Consider the following 20,314-nt stretch of genomic DNA (forward strand, 5'->3'; position numbering starts at 1 on the left):
ACGAAGGGATTTCGCCGTGCGCTGGCTCAGGATCGCCATAGCTTTTACCGCCGCCCTACTGGCCACTGTGCTTGGCATGATGCCTGCGCAAGCCGCTACAGCGACCAGTTGGTCTGTCCTGTCAGACCCGCAGGCCAGCCTGCAACTGAGCGATGTCCGCTCCCCTCGCCTGTCCAGCCAGTTCAGCCCTGTCGACCTTGACCGCATAGGTGCCGCTGAACCCGGCGAAGCCTTGTGGCTGCGCGTACACCTGCAACCCGACAAGCACGAGCAGATCCTGCGGCTGTTTGCCCCGGACCTGGCGCGCCTGGACATGTATGTGTTCGATGATCAAAAACTGATCAGTGAGATGAACACCGGTTCAGCATTACCCACCAACAGCAAACCGGTACCCAGCAGTGACTACCTGCTGCCCCTGCCGCAAAGCGCCAAACCGCTGGATGTATACCTGCGCATGGTCTCTTACCACCAATTGCGCCCCCATATTACCCTCGACACTGCCGTGATGCTGGCCGCCAGCCAGAGCAAGCCCCTGCTTTATGGCCTGTTGCTGGGCTGCATGACGATGCTGTTGCTGCACAACCTTGTGCGCTTTGCCTTCAGCCGCTCGCCCAGCAGCCTGTGGCTGGCGATCTGCGAAGCACTGCTAATGGCCAGTTCAGTGTTGTTCCTGAACCTGCTCGACCCCTGGCTGGGGCAATGGCACAGCCTGCAAACCCCGGGGGCGTACCTGACACTGTTACTGACCGCGCCGTGCGGGCTGATGTTCACCTATAGCTTTTTCGCGAGTCGCGGCGCCCATCGACTGCTCAAACTGCTGCTGCTGGATATTCTCATTATCGGCCTCGGTGGCCTGTTGCTGCTGTTTATCGACAACCTGCCGCTGAACCTCATTACCTATGCCCTGGTCGGGCTGGCAAGTGTCAGCATTCTGGCCGTATCGGTTTACCACTGGCAAAAGGGCTACAAACCGGCGCGCATGTTTGCCATAGCGATGGTGATTTTCAATATCGGCACCCTGGTGATTCTCCCGGCGCTGCTGGGCCTGACCCTGATCGCACCGCAGGAGCTGGTGGTGGCGCTGATGTGCGTGGTTTGCTTCAGCGGCTTGCTGATGAGCTTCGCCCTGAGCGAGCGCAACCGCAGCATCACCCAGGCCCAGTTCAGCATCAGCCGCGAATTGGCGGCCAGCACTGCCGAGGTCAATGCCAAGGCCGAGTTCCTGTCCAGGATCAGCCATGAAATCCGCACCCCCATGAACGGCGTGCTGGGCATGACCGAGCTGCTGCTGGGCACACCACTGTCGGTCAAGCAGCGCGACTACGTGCAGACCATCCACAGCGCCGGCAATGAACTGCTGACCCTGATCAACGAAATTCTCGACATTTCCAAGCTCGAATCGGGGCAGATCGAGCTTGATGACGTGCAGTTCGATCTCAATGCCCTGATCGAAGACTGCCTGAGTATTTTCCGCACCAAGGCCGAACAGCAGAACGTCGAGCTCATCAGCTTTATCCAGCCGCAAGTACCCCGGGTGATCAGCGGCGACCCGACCCGCCTGCGTCAGACCTTGCTGAGCCTGCTCGAAAGCTCCCTGAAAAAGACCGATGAGGGGGAGATCCTGATCGTCGTTGCCCTTGAGGAGCGCAGTGGCCCGCCACGCTTGCGCATTGCCATCCAGGACTCCGGCCAGCCGATGGATGAGCAGGAGCGTGACGCCCTGTTGCACGCCGAATTGCACAGCAAGAACTTCCTTGCCGCAACCCGCCTTGGTGGCCACCTGGGGCTGGTGATCGCCCGCCAGCTGATCATCCTGATGGGCGGCGAATTCGGCATAAAGCCCGGGCAGACCACCGGCAGCAACCTGTGGCTGACCCTGCCCCTGGACCCGCAGCACCTGGAGCATCCCACCTCGGACCTGGACAGCCCGCTCAAAGGCGCGCGGGTACTGGTGGTCGACGACAACGACACCTGCCGCAAAGTGCTGGTGCAGCAGTGCTCGGCCTGGGGGTTGAATGTCAGCGCCGCCGCCTCGGGCAAGGAAGCCCTGGCCTTGCTGCGCACCAAGGCGCACTTGCGTGACTACTTTGACATCGTCCTGCTGGACCAGAACATGCCCGGCATGACCGGCATGCAACTGGCCGCCAAGATCAAGGAAGACCCGAGCCTCAACCATGACATTCTGCTGATCATGCTCACCGGCATCAGCAATGCACCGAGCAAGATCATTGCGCGCAACTGCGGGATCAAGCGGATCCTCGCCAAGCCAGTGGCCGGTTACACCCTCAAAACCACCCTGGCCGACGAATTGACCCAGCGCAACAAAGGCCATGCCGCCGCACAAACCTCGGCTAATGGCCCCGCCGCCGTGCCGGTCTCAGTGCCCGGCGACTTCCGCATTCTGGTGGCTGAAGACAATAACATTTCGACCAAGGTTATCCGCGGCATGCTGGGCAAGCTCAACCTGCACCCGGACACTGCGTGCAATGGTGCCGAAGCGCTCAAGGCGATGAAGGCCCAACGCTATGACCTGGTGCTGATGGACTGTGAGATGCCGGTACTCGACGGATTTTCCGCCACCGAGCAATTGCGTGCCTGGGAAGTCAGCCACCAGCGGGTGCGCACTCCGGTTGTCGCCCTGACTGCCCACATTCTTACCGAACACAAAGAACGCGCCCGGCAGGCCGGTATGGACGGGCACATGTCCAAACCCGTGGAACTGTCGCAATTGCGTGAACTGGTAGAGTTTTGGGTCGAACAACGTGAGTTGCGTCAATCCCGCACGCAACTGTCCTAACAGACAGCCTGTCCCCCTGATAGACTTTCGGCGCCCCCCATCGATGTGAGCTCAGACCATGCTCCATGTGCTGTTCAGTGTGTACTTGAAGATGCTGGTGCTCTACAGCCCGTTTTTCGTGCTGTCGTGCTTTATCAGCCTGACTCGGGGTTACTCGAACAAGGAACGCCGCCGGCTGGCCTGGAAAGTGGCCCTGGCCACGCTGATCTCCAGCGTGTTGCTGTACCTGTTCGGGCGCACGATCTTCAGCGTCTTCGGCATCACCGTCGATGCATTCCGCATCGGTGCCGGCAGCGTGCTATTTATCTCGGCACTGGGCATGGCCCAGGGCAAGTCTGCGGTGCAAACCGACAATGTGCAGCAGGACGTGACTATCGTTCCCTTGACCATCCCGCTCACTGTCGGCCCCGGTACCATCGGTGCGTTGCTGGTCATGGGCGTCAGCCAGCCCCACTGGGATGACAAGCTGATGGCGATTGTCAGTATTGCCCTGGCCAGCCTGACGGTGGGCGTGGTGCTTTACCTGTCCAACCGCATCGAACGGATTCTGGGCGAGCAGGGTTTGCAGATCGTCAGCCGCCTGATGGGCCTGTTTGTCTGCGCCCTTGCAGCGCAGATCATCTTTACCGGGATCAAAGGGTATATGGTTCCCTGAAAATACACTGGACTGTGGGAACGAGCCCGCTCGCGAAGCGGCTGTCTAGCCTTTCGCGAGCAGGCTCGCTCCCACGGCGCTCAGGGCTTTTCGCCATACCAGCGCGGCGTGTACACCCACTGCATGCCGTCGGCACGGGCAAAGGTGCACGTCGTCGACGAGCCCACCAGTACCATGGTGCGCATATCCACCTGCTCCGGGGTCAACTCACCCAGGGTCAGGGTGCGCAAGGTCTGGCCCGGGCGGCCAATGTCACGACCCAGTACTACCGGTGTTTGCGCCGTGCGATGGCGCCTGACGATATCCAGCGCAACGCCCAGTTGCCACGGCCTTGAGCGGGAAATCGGGTTATAGAACGCCAGCGCCAGATCCGCCTCGCAAGCCAGGTCCAGGCGCTTTTCAATGATGCTCCACGGCTTGAGGTTGTCCGACAGCGACATCACGCAGAAGTCATGCCCCAGCGGCGCCCCGGCCTGTGCGGCCGTTGCCAGCGAGGCCGACACACCCGGCAGGATCTCCAGGTCGACGCTGTGCCACTGCGGGTCCACAGATTCATGCAACGCTTCGAGTACGGCGGCGGCCATGGCAAAAACGCCAGGGTCCCCTGAAGACACCACTACCACCGAGCGACCTTGCGCCGCCAGCTCGAAGGCGTGGCGGGCGCGCTGCATCTCTTCGCGGTTATCGGTGCAATGCATCACCTGATCGTCGCGGAACGGCCCGGCCATACGTACATAGGTTTCATAACCCAGCACATCATTGGCCCGCGCCAGCTCGGCCTTGACTGCAGGCACCATCAGCTCGGCAGCACCGGGGCCCAGGCCGATCACGGCCAGACGACCCCGAGGGCGACCGATCAATTGCGGTTGCACTGGCGCAGGTGCCACCCCCAGCGCCACACCCTTGCTTGGCTCACGCCAGGCTACAGGCAACAACGTTTCATCGCCGTCGACAAACCGCAATGGCACCGCCAGTTCAACGGCCGTGTCACGCAACGGCGCACTGGCCATCAAGGTATCGGGCGCGACAATGCAAGCCAGGGACTGGCGAGCCAGTCCGGCCTGCTGCAATGCTTCGAGGATCGTCTGTGGCGAAACTTCGGCACACACCTGCACCAGTACATTGCGCGGATAAATCAGCAACTCGTCGGCGGCAGGGGCACGCTCGGCGTTGCCCACATGAATCGCCAGCCGCGCCTGAGCGTTTTCGGGCAACTGCGCCCGCGCCAGCCACGGTGCATCGCCTTCGATACGCACTGATTCGCCGGCCAGCAGATCCGAAACAAAGCGCTTGCCCAGCTCCAGATCGCCCAGGGCATAGCCCGCTGGCGGGTTCAGCAGACACGTACCAAAGCGCAGTTCGCCGCTGGTGGTGATCGCCGGGGCAATCCCCAGGCCAGCCGCAATGACCCGCGCCAGATCATTTACCCCGCCCAGCCCACCCAGCAACGGCACCACCGCGCTGGCGTCTTCGGCCACCGCCAGCACCGGCGGCTCGGCGCCTTTTTCCAGCAACAATGGCGCCAGCGTGCGGATCACAATACCTGCAGCGCACAGCGCAATAATCGGCGTGTCCTGCTGATAAAGCTGACGCAGGGTGTCGCCGAAATCGCTGTAACTGCGATCTGCGCCTTCAACCCGCCCTGTCAGCCCAAGGACCGAGGCGCCGGGCAGCAACTGCTGGATGCGGCGTGCGGTGTCCAGGCTGCCATTGCCCAGAATGACAATGGCCGGTGCCGGGCGACTCAACCCTGCCACCGTTCGCCAGGGACGATAATCAGCGAGAAATACGGCGAAGACATTGGCTCCACTTCATTGAGCGGCACGATCTTCTGATTGCTCATGGTGGCGCGCTCGACATACAACGCCCGCTCGGCCAGCCCCAGCTCGCCCAGCACTTCGCGCACTTTATGAAAGTTGCGCCCCAGCTTCATGATCACTGCCGCATCGGCAACCGCCAGCCGCGACTTGAGTTCTTCGTGGGGCAACACACCCGAGAGCACCGACAGGCTCTGGTTGCGATACACCAACGGCACGCCCAATACCGAAGCACCGCCCAGCATCGAGCACACACCTGGTACCACTTGCGCTTCAAAACGCTGGGCCAGACGGTCGTGCAGGTACATATAGGAGCCGTAGAAGAACGGATCACCTTCGCAGATCACCGCCACATCGCGACCGGCGTCCAGATGCACGGCCACTTCGACTGCGGCCTGATCGTAGAAATCGCTGATCACCTGCTCGTAAGACAACGGCTCAGGCAACACCTCGGTGGTCACCGGGTACACCAGCGGCATCTGGGTTTGCACGTCTTGCAGATGGGCTTCGATAATGCCGAACGCATTGCCCTTCTTGCCCTTGGCCACGAAATACGCCACCACCGGCGATTCGCGCAGCAGGCGCAGGGCTTTAACCGTAATAAGCTCAGGGTCACCGGGGCCGACGCCCAGACCGATCAAACGTCCTGGTTGCGCCATTATTCGATCTCCGTGGCCAGGGCGTTAACGGCCGCAGCCGCCATCGCGCTACCGCCACGGCGGCCCTGCATGATCACAAACGGCACGCCACGGCTATCCGCAGCGAGCATGGCCTTGGATTCGGCAGCGCCGACAAAGCCTACCGGGAAGCCCAGGATCAACGCCGGTTTTGGCGCGCCAGCATCGATCATTTCCAGCAGATAGAACAACGCGGTAGGCGCGTTGCCAATCACCACCACACTGCCTTCCAGGTATGGGCGCCAATGCTCAAGGGCCACCGCCGAACGGGTGTTGCCCTTCTCCAGCGCCAGCTCGGGCACGCCTTCTTCACGCAGGGTACAGATCACCGGGTTATTGGCCGGCAAACGGGTACGGGTAACACCTTCGGAAACCATGCGCGCATCGCACAAAATCGCAGCACCTGCCGCCAGAGCGTCACGCCCGGCCTTACCTGCGCCCGGCGAAAAGCGCAGGTCTTCGATGGCATCGACCATGCCGCAGGCGTGAATCACGCGCACGGCGAGTTTTTCCAGGTCCGCCGGGATGCTCTCGAGGTTGGCCTCGGCACGAATAATGGCGAACGAGTTGCGATAGATCTCTTGACCATCGCGGATGTAATCAATCATCGGTGTTGCTCCATTGGCGGGCCTCAAGCCAGGCGCCCGCCGCTTCAATTGTAAGATTGCGCTCGCGCAGAACACCGAAACCGGCATGCTCCGGGGTGCGTAAATAGAGGTCGTAATGACCGGGCGCCACGGCCAGCAAGGTGACCGGCGCAATGTGGGCTGCCGCGCAGGAGCGCCGGCAGCCGGTCAGATGAATATTCATGGGCATTGGCAGCAACGCGGCCAACTGGCGGGCATCCTGCTTGGTGTCAGCCAGGCCTTTGGCACAGGCACTGGAACCGGTACAGGCCACCAGATGCGCCAGCGGGCTGCCTGCATCGCAGATCAAGCCAAGCACCATCAACTCGCCCATTAACGCGCTGGCCTGAGCCTGCGCGACGTTGGGCAGTAATACGCTCTGCCACGCAGTGAAACGCAGAGTGCCATCGCCGTAGCGCTCGGCCAGCTCGGCCAACCCCGCCAGCATCGCTGCATCCAGCCGCCCCAGTGGCGGGGCGCCGCCAACATAAACCTGGCCATTTGCATGCTGCGACCAGATGCCGAGATGCATGGACGCCGAAGCGGCACCCCGCTGCCAGCCAGCAACGGGCAAAAGTGCCACGCTGAGCCGCTGCGCCAGTTGCCCGACAAACGACTCAGCGCTGACTTCTTCCAGCAGATGGCGCATGCGGATTTGCTCAGGCCGCGCCAGATCCAGAAACTGCATCAGCACGGCCATTACCAGTTCATGCCCGTGTTCAACAGGCACGGCAGCCAGTGCCGGATCGTGCGCGGGGCACCCGGCCAAGCCAAAGGCCAGCAGCGTCTGGCCATCGCGCCTGAACGCTGACAACCACAGGTCGTGCGGGTGCTCCAGCATGGCCAGGGTTTCACCGCCGTCCAGTTGCACGGCGAACTTGGCCGACAGCTCGGCGAACCGCGGTGTGTTTTGCAGGCTGGCCAGTATCTGCCGGGCCAGCGGCCAGGTATCGATATGCATCTGTGGGTCGATGCCGGCGCTCGGGCTGAGCATCACGTTGCGCACATCATCACTGGCCGCCGTTGCGGGCCCAAGCCCGACCGCCAGCAGAGGCTCAATCAACGCCCGATGCTGTGGCCCGACACCACGTATCTGCAAGTTGCCACGGTTGGTCGCTTCGATCACGCCACTGGCATAGCGCTGAGCCACATCGGCCACCGCGCGGGCTTGTCGGGCGGTGATCGAGCCACCGTCCAGTTTGACCCGACAGATGCCACCATCCATTGCCTGGACGATACGCAGCAACCCCGGGCAAGCCGAAGGGCGCACAGGCATCGTGACTGAAAGTTCAGGTGGCAAGGTCAAGGGGCTATCCAGGGCAGGCAATACGCTATTGCAGGTGGCGCATTATGCCTGCTTTGGGCGATTGCATGAAAAGCCTGCCAGACGGAATGACTACTCCAGTGTATTAGTCTGCGGCAGTTGCGGATGATCCCGGCCCAGGCGGGTGATCAGCAGCACCACTGAATCGGCGTTGGCCAGCATGAGATCAATGCGCTTGCGGGCATCATTTTTAAAGACCGACCGTGCTTGCTCAAGGGTTTTTACGCCGGTAACAGCTTTGACCCGGGCCTTGCCCGGATTACCGGGTATGTCTGCCCAAGTGTGTTGTTCAGGATCAAACTGCTGAAACAGGTGCTCAGTCGAAATATAGGGCGAGTGGCAATCCTGAACGACCTGGTTAAACGATTTGATCTGATTGCCCAGAGGCGTTGTGTCATCCAGCAGGTCCTCGTAAGGAAAGCCCGGATTCAGGTAGTTGATATCTTCGGTATCCAGCACCTGATGGCTGACCTCATGCAGCATAAAGGCTGCCCGATAGTGCTCGTTGGTTCTGAAGGGTGGCCGGGTAGCTTTCACAAAAGGCTGGCCCAAGGCGTAGGGTGTATCAAATGGCGTGCTGAAAAAACGCTCACTCAAGTACAAGCGGTTCTGCGTATCCCAACGGTGTATCCAGGCAACTGCCTTGTCGCTGAAGCGAGCGCGGCAGACCACGTACTTACTGGAGGTCAACGGCGACAGCTCGGGGTGCAAAAACCGCGCAAGCAGAGGCTCGACCGTTTCCTTGAGGCGCTCAAGCAACGGCTGATCCACGTGCTCCACATCAAAGAATTCCTGTATCAACGCCCGGCTCCGGGCATTCTGCGCACCGGGTTCGAGCACGGTCTGCAGGGCACTCTGGCTGCGCTGCAGGTAGGTTACGGCCAGCTCATGGGCCTCACGAATGGCCAACGCCTTTTCTGGAAAACGTCGCGCAATGCTGGCCATGCCGCTGGCCTGCACCTCATGGGTCAGGCGGTCGGATATCGACGCCGTAGTTGATAGCACAGGGCCGCCGCCCAGCAGCGGCTCCTTGAGATCCAACTCCCAATGGTCACGTTTGTTGATCTTTACCAGCGGCCCTTCGCGGCCTTCGCCGATAAAAATGCGCCAACGCTCACGCCAGGCCTGCACCTGGAAAACATGCCCCCCCAACGGCACATAGTGAAGACCTGTGCCGGGATGATGGTACAACCGGGTAAGGCTGTCCTGCTTGAGGTCCAGCAAGGCCACATCATTGGCTTGAAAGGGCTGCAAGCCGGTCTCTTGCTCCGGCGTCAGCCGCACCGCCGCTTCGGGCTCCAGCTGACGCACAACTACCGGGGTGCCCGCTTGCGGTTGGCGCGGTGCCCGATAACCACCGCCAATCTGCGCCAGCAAGGAAGCAAAACCGGCCACGGCTTCGCCCCATTCGCCTTTTTGCGCGGCCTCAAAACCTTGCTGCACAAAGCCCGTCGACTGCCAGACCACCATGGGAATGCTCAACCTGGCAGGCAAAAACATCAACGCCGTAGAAGCAATCAACGAAAACAGGTACTTGAACGACTCCCAGTCGGCTTCGGCAGTGGTCTTCGACTGCGCTGCGGCCATGTCCAGCAACAGGTAGTAATTGTCGACGTACAACTGTTCAAACAGGTTGCCCGCGATGGGCGATAGCGACAGGGTCGGGGGCGCCGGCCTGAGCATGAAACTGCCGAGGGACGCATCCACATACTGCGGGACATGGGGCTCCACAAAGCCGCCATAGTTGTAGGTTTTACGGGCCTCGGGCTCAAGCCGCTGAAGCACCAGCGCCTGCAAGTCGGTGTTGATACGCAGGTCATCGAGCAAGGAGGCTTCGTTGGTGTACGCTTTGAAAGTAAAGCGCTCGCTGTAGTTGACCCATAGCATCTGTGGCCCGGCGCCGTATTCCACAGGCCCTATGATGTAGAGCCCCCTGGCCCGATCAGGATCTGCCTCGGGCTCGGCTATCAGCTCAAATGGCCGGACAATGATCGGCATTCTGTTCAACGTCAGGCGCGCCACACCATCCGGCATGCTGATGACCTGCTGCATGTACCGATAGGCCACCTCCTGGCCCGGGTCGATCAGTTTTTCCCGCAGGGCCTGCTCCATCACCTGCAGCGAAAGTTGCTCGGCAAATTGTTGTTGGCGCACGGCCACGCCCTGTTTTCCGGGCGCCAGTTTGTCCTGCAACAGGCCACGGTAATGCGCGCCGATATCCAGTTGTCGGGCCCATTGTTTTACATACGTCGCACTCAAGATCGACGGCAACTCACTGCCGTCAGGCGTTCGCAAGGAGATAGCGCCTGCAGTGAGCCGATAAAAGCCGTTGAGTGAAAATTGCGTAAGGGTCTGAACAATACGCGTCGTTGCGGCCGGCAAAAAAGCGGGCGTGCTGCCCACGGGTACCGGTGAAGGCACATAGGTGTCGATCACCACCTCGATCGCATCAGGGTCCAGCCCCTGCCCCGCGAAGTCGAGTTCCAGGCGCAGTTTCAGCAGCGCGCGGGCGTACTCGGCAAGCGGAGGGATGTCATGCAGATAGTTCTGCTGTTCCTGCCCGGCGTCTGGATAGCGCTGCAACAATGCGGCGTAAGCCTGCTGATCTGCTTGCGAGGCACTTTTCAACCACTGCGGCATTGCAGCTTCAAACGCTTGCAGGCGCGCCATTTCAATCACACGTTCCAGTACAAGCCCTGCACGGCCTTGCACCAATTCACTTTGCACGAGGTTTTCAAAGGCCTGTGCCGACAAGGGGATGGCTTGAGCCGTACGGCAGGCAAAGCCGGCATCTGCAAGTACCTTGGCAATCACTTGCTGCTGGGCCTCGCGGACAAAGTCGTGCTCATAGCGTACGAATTGCAGCCCGCCATTTTTGCTTTCTGCAATGCTGTCCAGCCAGGCCATGACCTGTGGCTGTGCACCAATGCTGACATGGGCCAGCAGCTCCCAGCGCCGCGCCTTGTCAGCAAGACGGGCTTGCAGCCGGGCCCTGCACTCTTCCACCGACGCAAAGGCCTCGAAGCCCGAGAGGGAGCTCCAGAAGATGGCACGCCCGGCAGTTGCGGGTTCCAGACCACCGCGCTCGGTGAACAGCAGGCAGTTGACGATATCCAGCCGGCCCTGATTGCCATTGATTGATAGTGCAATTCCAGACACGTCGGGTACAAACCCTGCCAATGCTGAACGTTGGCTGCTCACCGGCTGGTTCAGCACGGTACTCAGCACCGCCAGGTCAGTCGCTGAAAGCTGCTTGCCCAGTTGCATCAGCTGCAATTCGGTCCGCAGCATTGCCAGCCTCAGGGTGCACAGCCGGTCGATCAACGCATCAGATCTTAACGGCAGGGCCGGGGCATAGAAAAAGGCCCGGAGTTGAATGACAAAGCCCTGTGAGAACCCCGTTGCGGCCTGATCAAGAACATTGATTAGCTCAATGCCTGAAAGCGGCCTGGGCGGATTGAGATCCTGGGTATCCAGCCTGAGCAGGCCCGCCTCTATCTGCTCGGGATCACGCGGCAACGGCTGTAGCCCGGTGACCTGTTGCAGCAGTGCCTGCGTGAGCGTGACCGGCTCACGCATGCCTGCGAACTGCAGGCGGATGCGCTCGAGCTCCAGCGCGTCATGTCCCGCTCGGGTAAGCGCCTTCACGAGCCTTGTTTGCGCATACAAAAATGGCGCAGGCCAGGGCTGCAACAACCCATCGAGCCGCGACGCAATATTGATTAACTGCATCACCAACTCATCGGCCTGCCCACCGATGCCAGTTGCCATCGAGCGGGCATTTAAGGTCTCGGGCGAAGCTGAGCCGGTATTAAATGTAGAAGTGATTGCCTTCATGGTTGATCTCTCTGCGCTTGCGGACAATGCACAGCACGCTATCCCGAGCCTGTTCGGTCGTGGCACTACATAGATACTCCGGCACTTGCCGGACGATCAAACGGCAGTGCTCGTAGCCGGTTTGAAGTACCCGAGCCAGGTGATCAACAACGTCTGCGAATCGGCATTCATCAGGATTACCCTCTGGCGAAAAGCCGGCTCACCGAAAAACCGCTCACGCACCTCTTCGATGTTTTTACTGCCGGTCTTCTGAATCAGGGTGTGCGCCAGCTTGAATGTCAGGGGCAGATAGCTGCGCCTATTGCTGTACTTTTCCTTGAACAGATCCTCCTTGCGTATATCAGTGCTCAGCTGGCGATAGCGGTGGTCCTGCATTTGCCTTTTCAGCGCGCGTATCTGGCCATCCCAGGCAACCTCGGGCACCAGCAACTCCTCGAAGGGATGGCTGACCCCCAGGTAATTGATATCGATGGTGCCCATGACCAGATGGCTGAATTCATGGATCAGAATGGTGGCCGTGGAGTGCTTGACCCGGTCGAACTCGCGGCCGTCCAGCCCGTTCACAGACAGGCTGAAGATCTCGTCGGCACTGGCAAAGTAGCCCTGGGCAAAAAGCACAACCTTGCGTTTGACCACACTGCCCAGCGCCGTAACCCGGGCCACTTCTCGCGGATTGGGCGGCGAATACAGCCCGTAGCGACGAGAATTCAGGGGCGAGAACTCGGCCGACTGCAGGGCAGTCAGCAGCTTGTCGACGATGCGCTTGAGCCTGTCCAGCAAGGCGTCTTCGATCTGCGTCACGCTGAACACCCGGGCAAGAAGCCGTCGCGTCCGGGCATTCAGCTGGCTGGCACTACTGACCGATTGCAGATGTTCCTTGCAGTCGGTCAGGTAACGCACGGCCTGCTCATGCGCCTCGCGTATCACCAGGGCCTTGCGCGGGTGCAGGCGCTCGATGGCAGGCATACCCAGTGCCGTGACCGTTTGACCCCGGCCAAAAGCAAGAGCCCCCGATGTACCCGAACGCGTACCCAATGCCTGGCCGCCACCCGGCAAGGGCTCCTTCAGATCAAGGGTCCAGCGATGCTCGTCGTTGCGCTTGACCAAAGGGCCGTCGTGACCCTCACCGATATGAATACGCCAACGTTCCTGCCAGGCCACCACCTCAAACACCTGCCCGTCCAGAGCAATAAAACGCCGGCCTGACGGCGTTTCGGTATATAGCCCGGTAGCCGTATCTTCCTGCAAATCGCTCAACGACACCTGATTGGCGGCATAGGGACGCAAACTCGCTTGCTGCTCACGGTTCAAGGTGCCCATCGGGGTCTCGAAGGCCGCAACGCCGTGAGGTTCCTGCGCGGGGCGGGCCCAAGTTGCGTGGCTGCTCGTAAGCATCAACAGGGCATTGGCGAAATCAAACAATGCCTGCCCCCAGCGATCGTCGGCTACCGCTTGCACGGCGGCCAGGGTACTGGCTTCGGCCTGCCAGACCATCAGGGGCACGCTCAACCTGCCCGGCAAAACCAGCAGTGCCGTGTCCGCCAGCAGCGACAGCAAATACGTCAGAGACGCCCAGTCTGCCTGCGCTGCGCTGTGGGCCCGGGTGCGCGCCAGAGCCAGTCGTACATTGAGCGTGTCTACGTACAGCTGGCCCAAACAGTTGCCGCGCAGTTGCGCTGTATCAAGCGTTGCGGGAGGGTTGGCCTCAAGCGGCGAACTCAAGGTCGGATCGACATAACCAACATGCGGCTCGTGAAAGCCGCCATAGTCATAGATCTTGCGCACCCTCGACTCCAGACGCGCCAGCACCTCGTCCTGCAAGGGTTCAGAACCATGCAGCTGGTGCAGAAAATCGGCCTGGCCAGCGTACTCACGAAGCATCGGGCCCTTGCCATAAAGCATGTACAGCACTTGCGGCGCACTATCGAGGGCAACCGGGCCAATCAGGTAGATGCCCGCAGCCTGGTCTGGATGTCGACCGGCAACAGCGCGAAAAGCCAAAGGCCGGATCACCAGTTCGATGCCCCTGAAACGCTCGCGGGCTGTTGCATCAGGGCTGTTAAAAACATGCTCCACATAGTCGTGGGCCGTCTGGCTCAACGCCCCATTGAGCCTGGCCTGCAGTGCGTATTCGAGCACCTGGGCCGGTAACTGCTGGCTGAACAGCGCCTGGCGTCGGGCAACACCTTCATGCCCCGGAGTGAGCTGCTCAGCCAGCAGCGCCTGGTAGCCCTGGGCAAGGTCCAGCGAGCGCACCAGCTCACGCACATAATGATCATCCAGCCCTGCCGGCAATGGCTTGTCACCCAGTGAGTGGTAGCTGCGCACACCCGTGGGCACAGCAAAAAAGTTGCTCAGGGCAAAGTACGTCAGCGACCGGCTTAGCCTTGAGACCGCCGCGCCGCCGGCGATCTCTGCACCCGCCGGGCCGGCGTACTGCACCACGGTGATTTCAATCTGGTCCGGGGCTGGAGCGCTACCCGGAAAATCCGCATTCAGTCGCCAGGCCAGACGCTCGCGGGCATAGTCCAGCAGTTCGGGCACGCCATGCGAGTAAGGCTCACCGCCAGCCTGACGGTAACGCAGCAGCATTTGCGCGTAGGCCTGCTGGTCTATGACGGCGGCTTGCTTGAGCCAGTCAGGCAATTGCTCCCGGAACATCCACTGACGGGCGTCGTCCAGCGTTGTATCTACATTGAATGGCGCCTGCTCCGACCAGTAACACTCCACCTGATTGACCAGCTGCGCCGCCGATGCCTGCTGAGCCACACCACGCTCCAGCAGCCAGCCGATATCACTGAGGTGTTTGTCCGCTTGCCGGCGCTGACAGGCTTCAAGCCAGGGTGTTTCGATCACGCTGGCAGTCCATTGCACATCGACAGCAACCAGCGCCCTGGCACGCTCACGCAGGCTGATGCAGCGCAGCAGATGCCCTTGCTCATCACGGTTCAACCACCGGGTCTGCAAGGCCTCAAGACACAAGCCCAGCGAGTCGAAGCTTTCAAGGCCCTTGCTCGTCATCCACAACAGGGCGCTGCCTGAATTCTGGCTGTCGGTACCGCCGCGCCCGGTGATCACATAGCAGTCGCGCAGGGTAATGCCAGGTTGCCTGTCGGGCAGGGTAAGCGCGAGCTCGCAGACATCAGGGATAAAACCGTCAAGCGCCCGCCGTTCATGGTAAGCCGTGTGCTCCAGCACGGCACTGACAATGGCGCTCGCGGTGGGGGCCAGGCGCCCGTCGAGCTGCTTGACGGCTGCTTCGTAACGCAGCGCCGCCCCCCGGAACCGGGCCATCCGGTTGATCACGTTCGATCCGGCCAACGCGTTCTGCCCAGTGTCGTAAAACTGACGCAGTTGATGCCTGTAGTCGGCCACAATGCCCACTGCGGCGCGGTCGAGCAGGGTCAATACCAGCGCACCATCGGGGGGATAAACCGGCTTGATGTCCGGGCTGTTTTTTCGCACGCCCAGACGAATTCTTGCGCCGTCGACAGGCAGGGGGCTCCAGCCGGTGACCCGCTCCAGCAAGGCATCAACCAGAGGGACAACGCGCAACGGCTCCAACTGCTTGCGCAAGGTAGCAGTGGCATAAATGCGCAGCACCAGATCCCTGGGAGCCAGATGGCTCAAGCCAAGCAGCGCCAGTTGCTGCTTGAGCCGCCTGTGGGCAAAGTCCCGAAGGCCGGGCCTGCCCAGCAGCAACAGCGCCATTTGCCCGTTCAACGCTTGCAGTTTGCTCTGGGTCAAACGCAGCGTCGCGCTGCCACCTGCTGCGCCAGCTGCTGACGCCGGGCCATCCAGCACCAGCCGGGTGCTCCAGCGCCCTTGCTGGCTCACCTTGTCAAAACGCGGATCGAGCAGCGTACGCACGTCTAGCCCATGCTCGACTACCGCGTTTACATCGTAGTCCGTACCCCGCACGGCACCGAGCAGGAAGCTGATGTCACGCCGTTGTTTGTCGATGATGGAGCGCACGCGGTTTTCAAACAGATCACCCTCAATGATCTCGACGCCGATCCCTGTATCCATCATGAGCCCCAGCACCGGCTGCTGGTCCCGCGCTACATGCGCCAGCAGGGACACGTTGCTGCGGGGTTCCTTGAGGCGTGCCAGTACCTGCCGTTCAAGGGCCTCTTCATTGTCAAAATGCTCAAGCCCGCTGCGCGCACTGAACAAGAACCGCTCTGGCCGGATAGCAGATGCAGAGAGGCAGAACAGGCCTGCCAGATCGACCCTGACAGGCCCCTGCCCGCGCAATGACAACCGGGTTGCCCGCCATTGGCCACGGGGGTGCCGGTCATCTTCGCGGCGCAAACGCCCTGCATCCATGAGCTCATCGAACAGGGACGGGCCGATCCGCCCTTCATGACGGGCCTGCAGCAGCTCATTGAAAAAGCGGTCAGCCATGATCTCAACGGCCAGCACCCGCAGGCTCAGCCCGTGAATATCCAGATACCACCAGGCCTCCAGCTGCTGGAGCAGCAAGTCCTTGATGCCCCCGGCAGTCTCGCGCACCAACCGGTACATCTGCACATCCAGTGTGGGTGATCGCGCCTGCAGCGCATCGAAGGCCACTGTCGGGCTCAGGTACTCGCGCATCTGGTTGCCCGGCCATTCACCCTTGGCCAAATACTTGAGGGCCAGATCGGCAAGGCTCGTGCTCGACAGCGCTGGCGGGTCGTCAGCCGCGGTCATGGCGTAGCTATTGACCCTCAACGTTTGCGCCGACAGCCCCAGCCCCTGGAATTGCTGCTCCAGCGCCACTGCGAGCTGCGCATTGAGCACATCGCGCAAGGACGGCAGGCCGAGCAGCCGTGCCTTCAATAATTCGAGATTGTGCAGGCGCAAGTCGAGCACCGAGCGCCTGCGATGATCAAATACACGCCCTTCAATCAAGACCCGTCGCATCCTCAGAGAGCGCACGCTTCTCAGGCTCTCGCGCACCTCAATCGGCATAAAGCGCAACAGGGTGTCACGCGCCAATGGGTCGGCCAGGCGCCGCTTGAGGGTCGTACGCAGCATGGTTGAATTGGCGATGCGCTCCAACCCTGTAAGGGGGGAATACAAAAATGCGTCACGTTGATTATTGTCCGCCTGGGTGACCATGAAATGACCGGCAAGATCTGCCAGCGGGCCGTTGTCGGCGCCGAGCTCAAGGGCATACACGTACAGGGGCTGCAACGCCGCGACCTGTTGCAAGTTGGCAAGTTCTTCGGCCGTCAGTTGCCCGGCGGCATCGAGACGCGCCACGTTGGCCAGATATCCCTCTTGCATGGCTGCGATCCAGTCACCCGGTTCAAGCAGGTCTATTGTCACTGGCTGCAGCCCTTGAATAAAAAAGGAGGCAACTTTGCCCCGGCTATCCCATGCAAAGGCACTACCCCGCTACCACCCGTAAAGATCAACTCTGGTGCAGGTCAAGGCGCGTTATCATGCGCGCCTGTATCCGCAGGGCATTCGCCCGGTAGCGGAGGAACAATCCGGCGTTTATCAAGAGGAACGGCATGTCGCCCTGGCTAACAGTTGTGGGAATCGGTGAGGACGGCTTTGGCGGGCTGGGCAAAAACGCGCGTCGCGCCTTGTTGGGCGCGAGCCGGGTGATTGGCAGCCAGCGCCAGCTCGATCTGCTGCCCGCCTGCATCCGCGCCGAGCGCCAGACCTGGCCCAGCCCGTTTTCGCTGGCCCCAGTGCTGGCCCTGCGCAACACGCCAACCTGTGTACTGGCCAGCGGTGACCCCATGTTGTTCGGCGTCGGCGCCAGCCTGGCGCGGGTGGTAGCGCGAGATGAGATGAACGTGCTGCCAGCGCCTTCGTCCTTTTCCCTGGCTGCGGCGCGAATGGGCTGGCCCCTGCAGGACGTCATCACGCTGTCGGTGGTGGCGCGCCCCGTCGCGGCGCTCAATGCCCACCTGCACAACGGCGTGCGCCTGCTGGTGCTGAGCAATGACGCCAGCAGCCCGGCCAGCATCGCCCGCCTGTTGTGTGAGCGCGGTTTTGCTCCCAGCCGCATGACGGTACTGGAGCATCTGGGCGGCCCGGCCGAGCGCCGCATCGACACTAGCGCCAGCGACTGGAACGAGCCTCCCGTCGCAGCCCTGAACCTGGTCGCCATCGATTGCCTGGCCGACGCCAGCGCCCGGCCGTTGTCACGGGTCGGGGGCTTGCCCGACAGCGCCTTCGAACATGACGGTCAACTGACCAAACGCGATGTACGTGCAGTGACCCTCGCCCGCCTCGCGCCCCTGCCCGGCCAGTTGCTGTGGGATGTGGGCGCGGGCAGCGGCTCGATCGGCATCGAGTGGATGCGTACCTGGCCGAGTTGCCGCACAGTGGCGATTGAAGCCGATGAAGGTCGCCAGCAACTGATCGAACGCAATCGCGATGCCCTGGGTGTGCCCGGCCTGCAACTGATTCGCGGCAAGGCGCCCCAGGCCCTTGCCGGGCTGGAGCGCCCGGACGCGATCTTTATCGGCGGCGGCGTGACCCGCGAAGGCGTGCTTGATACCTGCTGGCAGCAGCTCAAGCCTGGCGGGCGGTTGGTGGCCAATGCCGTTACCCTGCAAAGCGAAATGCTGCTGATGAGCTGGCGCGAGCGCTACGGCGGCGAGCTGACCCGCATTCATATCGCCCAGGCCCAACCCTTGGGCGAATTCGACACCTGGCGCCAGGCGTTGCCGATTACTCTTCTGGACATGACCAAGCCCCTCGATGCGTGACGAAACCGCCGAACAACCCGCCCCCCTGCGCAGCGGCCTGACCACCGGCAGCTGCGCCACCGCCACCAGCCTGGCCGCTGCCCGCCTGCTGCTGGGCGGCGTGTGTAACGACGCCGTGCAAATCACTTTGCCCAAGGGCAAACAGGTGCAAATGCGCCTGGAGTTCTGCCGTCTGTGGGAAGACGGCGCCGAAGCGGGCACCCTCAAGGACGCCGGCGACGATCCCGACGTGACCCACGGCGCACTGCTCTATTCACGGGTGCGCCTGCGACCGGAACCGGGCATCGGCTTTGTTGCCGGGCAAGGTGTCGGCACCGTAACCCGCCCGGGTCTGGTATTGAACGTAGGCGAGCCGGCGATCAATCCGGTGCCACGCAAAATGATCACCGAACATCTGCAGCAACTGGCAACCGAACTGGGTTACGGCGGTGGCTTTGAAGTGACCGTCAACGTACAGGACGGCGAAGCCCTGGCCCTGAAAACCATGAACCCGCGCCTGGGGATTCTCGGCGGGCTGTCAATCCTGGGCACCAGCGGCATCGTGCGGCCGTTCTCCTGCGCGGCTTATATCGCCTCGATCCACCAGGGCATCGACGTAGCCAAGACCAACGGTTACCTGCACATTGCCGCCTGCACCGGCAATGCCAGCGAAGACACCATGCGCCGGGTCTATAACTTGCCGGAAATCGCCCTGATCGAAATGGGCGATTTTGTCGGCGCAGTGCTCAAGCATCTGCGCAAAGTGCCTGTGGATAAACTGAGCATTTGCGGCGGTTTCGGCAAGATCAGCAAACTGGCCGCAGGCCATATGGACCTGCACAGTCGTCACTCCAGCATCGACCTGGCGCAACTGGCCCAATGGGCAGCGGATATCGGGGCCGACCATCAGCTCCAGGAGGCCATCCGCCAGGCCAACACCAGCCAGCAAGCCCTGGCGATGGCCAGCGCCGCCGGCATCGCGCTGGGTGATGCGGTATGCCAGCACGCGCTGGATTTTGCCCGCAGCGTGGTGCCGGCCCAGGTGCAGGTTGAAGTATTTGCCATCGACCGCCAGGGCGGGATCGTCGGTCACGCCGGAGCCTTTGCATGAAGCGTATTTTGTTATTGGGCGGCGTGACCGAAGCGCTGGCCATCGCCCGCACATTGGGCCCGCAGCATGTCTACAGCCTGGCCGGGGTTGGCCGCGTGCCAACCGATCTGAACTGCTCAGTGCGGGTGGGCGGCTATGGCGGCGCTGAGGGTTTGGCGCAGTACATCCGCGACGAGGGTATCGATTTGCTGCTGGACGCCACTCACCCCTACGCCGCGCAAATCAGCCACAACGCGGCCCTCGCCGCGGCCGCCAGCAATATCCCGTGCTGGGCCTTGCGCCGCCCCGCGTGGGTTGCGCAACCGGATGATGACTGGCGCGAAGTGGCGCACTGGAGCGAACTGGTCCAAGCCCTCAAGCCTTTCAAGCGCCCGCTGTTCACCTTGGGCCGCGAGCCGCTGGAGCATGTGCATGAGATCCCCGAACAGCAGTTCTGGACCTTGCGCGCCCTCGACGTCTATCCGGGCAATGAGCGTTGCGAAGTGATCGGCGCACGGGGCCCTTTCCTGATCGACGAAGAGCGCGCCTTGTTCAAGCAGCGCCGGATCGATGTGTTGATCAGCAAGAACAGCGGCAGCAGCGCCACCGAGCCCAAGCTTGAAGTCGCCCGTGAACGCGGGGTGCCCGTGTTGATCCTCAAGCGGCCGGAGTTGGCGCAGGTGGACCGGGAGTTTTTGACGACCAAGGACGTGCTGGAGGCGTTGGCGCGGGGAAGTTATTTGTGAATGTGTAATCGCTGGCGATGCTATTTGGCTCAAGCATAAGCTTCGCCGCT

The 20,314-nt window shown here is 61.7% G+C and carries 11 protein-coding genes; 5 read left to right on the top strand and 6 right to left on the bottom strand.

The window, feature by feature from the left end:
• The first annotated feature begins 16 nt into the window (after positions 1-16).
• Positions 17-2,797 (top strand): hybrid sensor histidine kinase/response regulator, encoded by a 2,781-nt coding sequence (locus CJU81_RS00345; protein WP_095035059.1) that lies wholly within the window; start codon positions 17-19, stop codon positions 2,795-2,797.
• Between the two features lie 58 nt (positions 2,798-2,855).
• Complete coding sequence (locus tag CJU81_RS00350) at positions 2,856-3,452, top strand: MarC family protein (protein WP_095035060.1); 597 nt, start codon at positions 2,856-2,858, stop codon at positions 3,450-3,452.
• An 80-nt stretch (positions 3,453-3,532) separates the two neighbouring features.
• Here CJU81_RS00350 and cobJ read toward each other — a convergent pair whose 3' ends face one another.
• The 6 genes from cobJ to CJU81_RS00380 form a co-directional block, all read right to left on the bottom strand.
• On the bottom strand, positions 3,533-5,200 hold the full coding sequence (gene cobJ, locus CJU81_RS00355; protein WP_095035061.1) for a precorrin-3B C(17)-methyltransferase: 1,668 nt from the start codon (positions 5,198-5,200) through the stop codon (positions 3,533-3,535).
• Entirely contained in the window at positions 5,197-5,928 is a 732-nt protein-coding gene (locus CJU81_RS00360; protein WP_095035062.1) for a precorrin-2 C(20)-methyltransferase, read from the bottom strand. The genes cobJ and CJU81_RS00360 overlap by 4 nt, the downstream gene beginning before the upstream one ends.
• Complete coding sequence (locus CJU81_RS00365) at positions 5,928-6,554, bottom strand: precorrin-8X methylmutase (RefSeq protein WP_088378299.1); 627 nt, start codon at positions 6,552-6,554, stop codon at positions 5,928-5,930. The genes CJU81_RS00360 and CJU81_RS00365 overlap by 1 nt, the downstream gene beginning before the upstream one ends.
• Positions 6,547-7,848 carry a precorrin-3B synthase gene (gene cobG, locus CJU81_RS00370; RefSeq protein WP_095035063.1) on the bottom strand — a complete coding sequence of 434 codons (1,302 nt, stop codon included), beginning with the start codon at positions 7,846-7,848 and terminating at the stop codon, positions 6,547-6,549. Before cobG ends, CJU81_RS00365 begins: the two co-directional genes overlap by 8 nt.
• Positions 7,849-7,968: 120 nt before the next feature.
• Complete coding sequence (locus CJU81_RS00375; protein WP_095035064.1) at positions 7,969-11,667, bottom strand: dermonecrotic toxin domain-containing protein; 3,699 nt, start codon at positions 11,665-11,667, stop codon at positions 7,969-7,971.
• A gap of 162 nt (positions 11,668-11,829) precedes the next feature.
• Positions 11,830-17,049 (bottom strand): dermonecrotic toxin domain-containing protein, encoded by a 5,220-nt coding sequence (locus CJU81_RS00380; protein ID WP_141232553.1) that lies wholly within the window; start codon positions 17,047-17,049, stop codon positions 11,830-11,832.
• Between the two features lie 188 nt (positions 17,050-17,237).
• Between CJU81_RS00380 and cbiE the strand changes: the two genes are divergently transcribed.
• From cbiE to CJU81_RS00395, 3 genes are read left to right on the top strand one after another with little or no spacing between them, the layout of a single operon-like run.
• The gene (gene cbiE, locus CJU81_RS00385) at positions 17,238-18,449 is read left to right on the top strand and encodes a precorrin-6y C5,15-methyltransferase (decarboxylating) subunit CbiE (RefSeq protein WP_095035066.1); all 1,212 of its coding nucleotides are present in this window, start codon (positions 17,238-17,240) and stop codon (positions 18,447-18,449) included.
• Positions 18,442-19,539, top strand: coding sequence for a cobalt-precorrin-5B (C(1))-methyltransferase (locus tag CJU81_RS00390; protein WP_095035067.1), 1,098 nt, complete (start codon positions 18,442-18,444; stop codon positions 19,537-19,539). Before cbiE ends, CJU81_RS00390 begins: the two co-directional genes overlap by 8 nt.
• Positions 19,536-20,264, top strand: a complete 729-nt coding sequence (locus CJU81_RS00395) for a cobalt-precorrin-6A reductase (RefSeq protein WP_095035068.1) — start codon at positions 19,536-19,538, stop codon at positions 20,262-20,264. The genes CJU81_RS00390 and CJU81_RS00395 overlap by 4 nt, the downstream gene beginning before the upstream one ends.
• Positions 20,265-20,314: the final 50 nt, after the last annotated feature.

The sequence above is a fragment of the Pseudomonas fragi genome (assembly GCF_002269505.1).
Taxonomy (GTDB): Bacteria; Pseudomonadota; Gammaproteobacteria; order Pseudomonadales; family Pseudomonadaceae; genus Aquipseudomonas; species Aquipseudomonas fragi_D.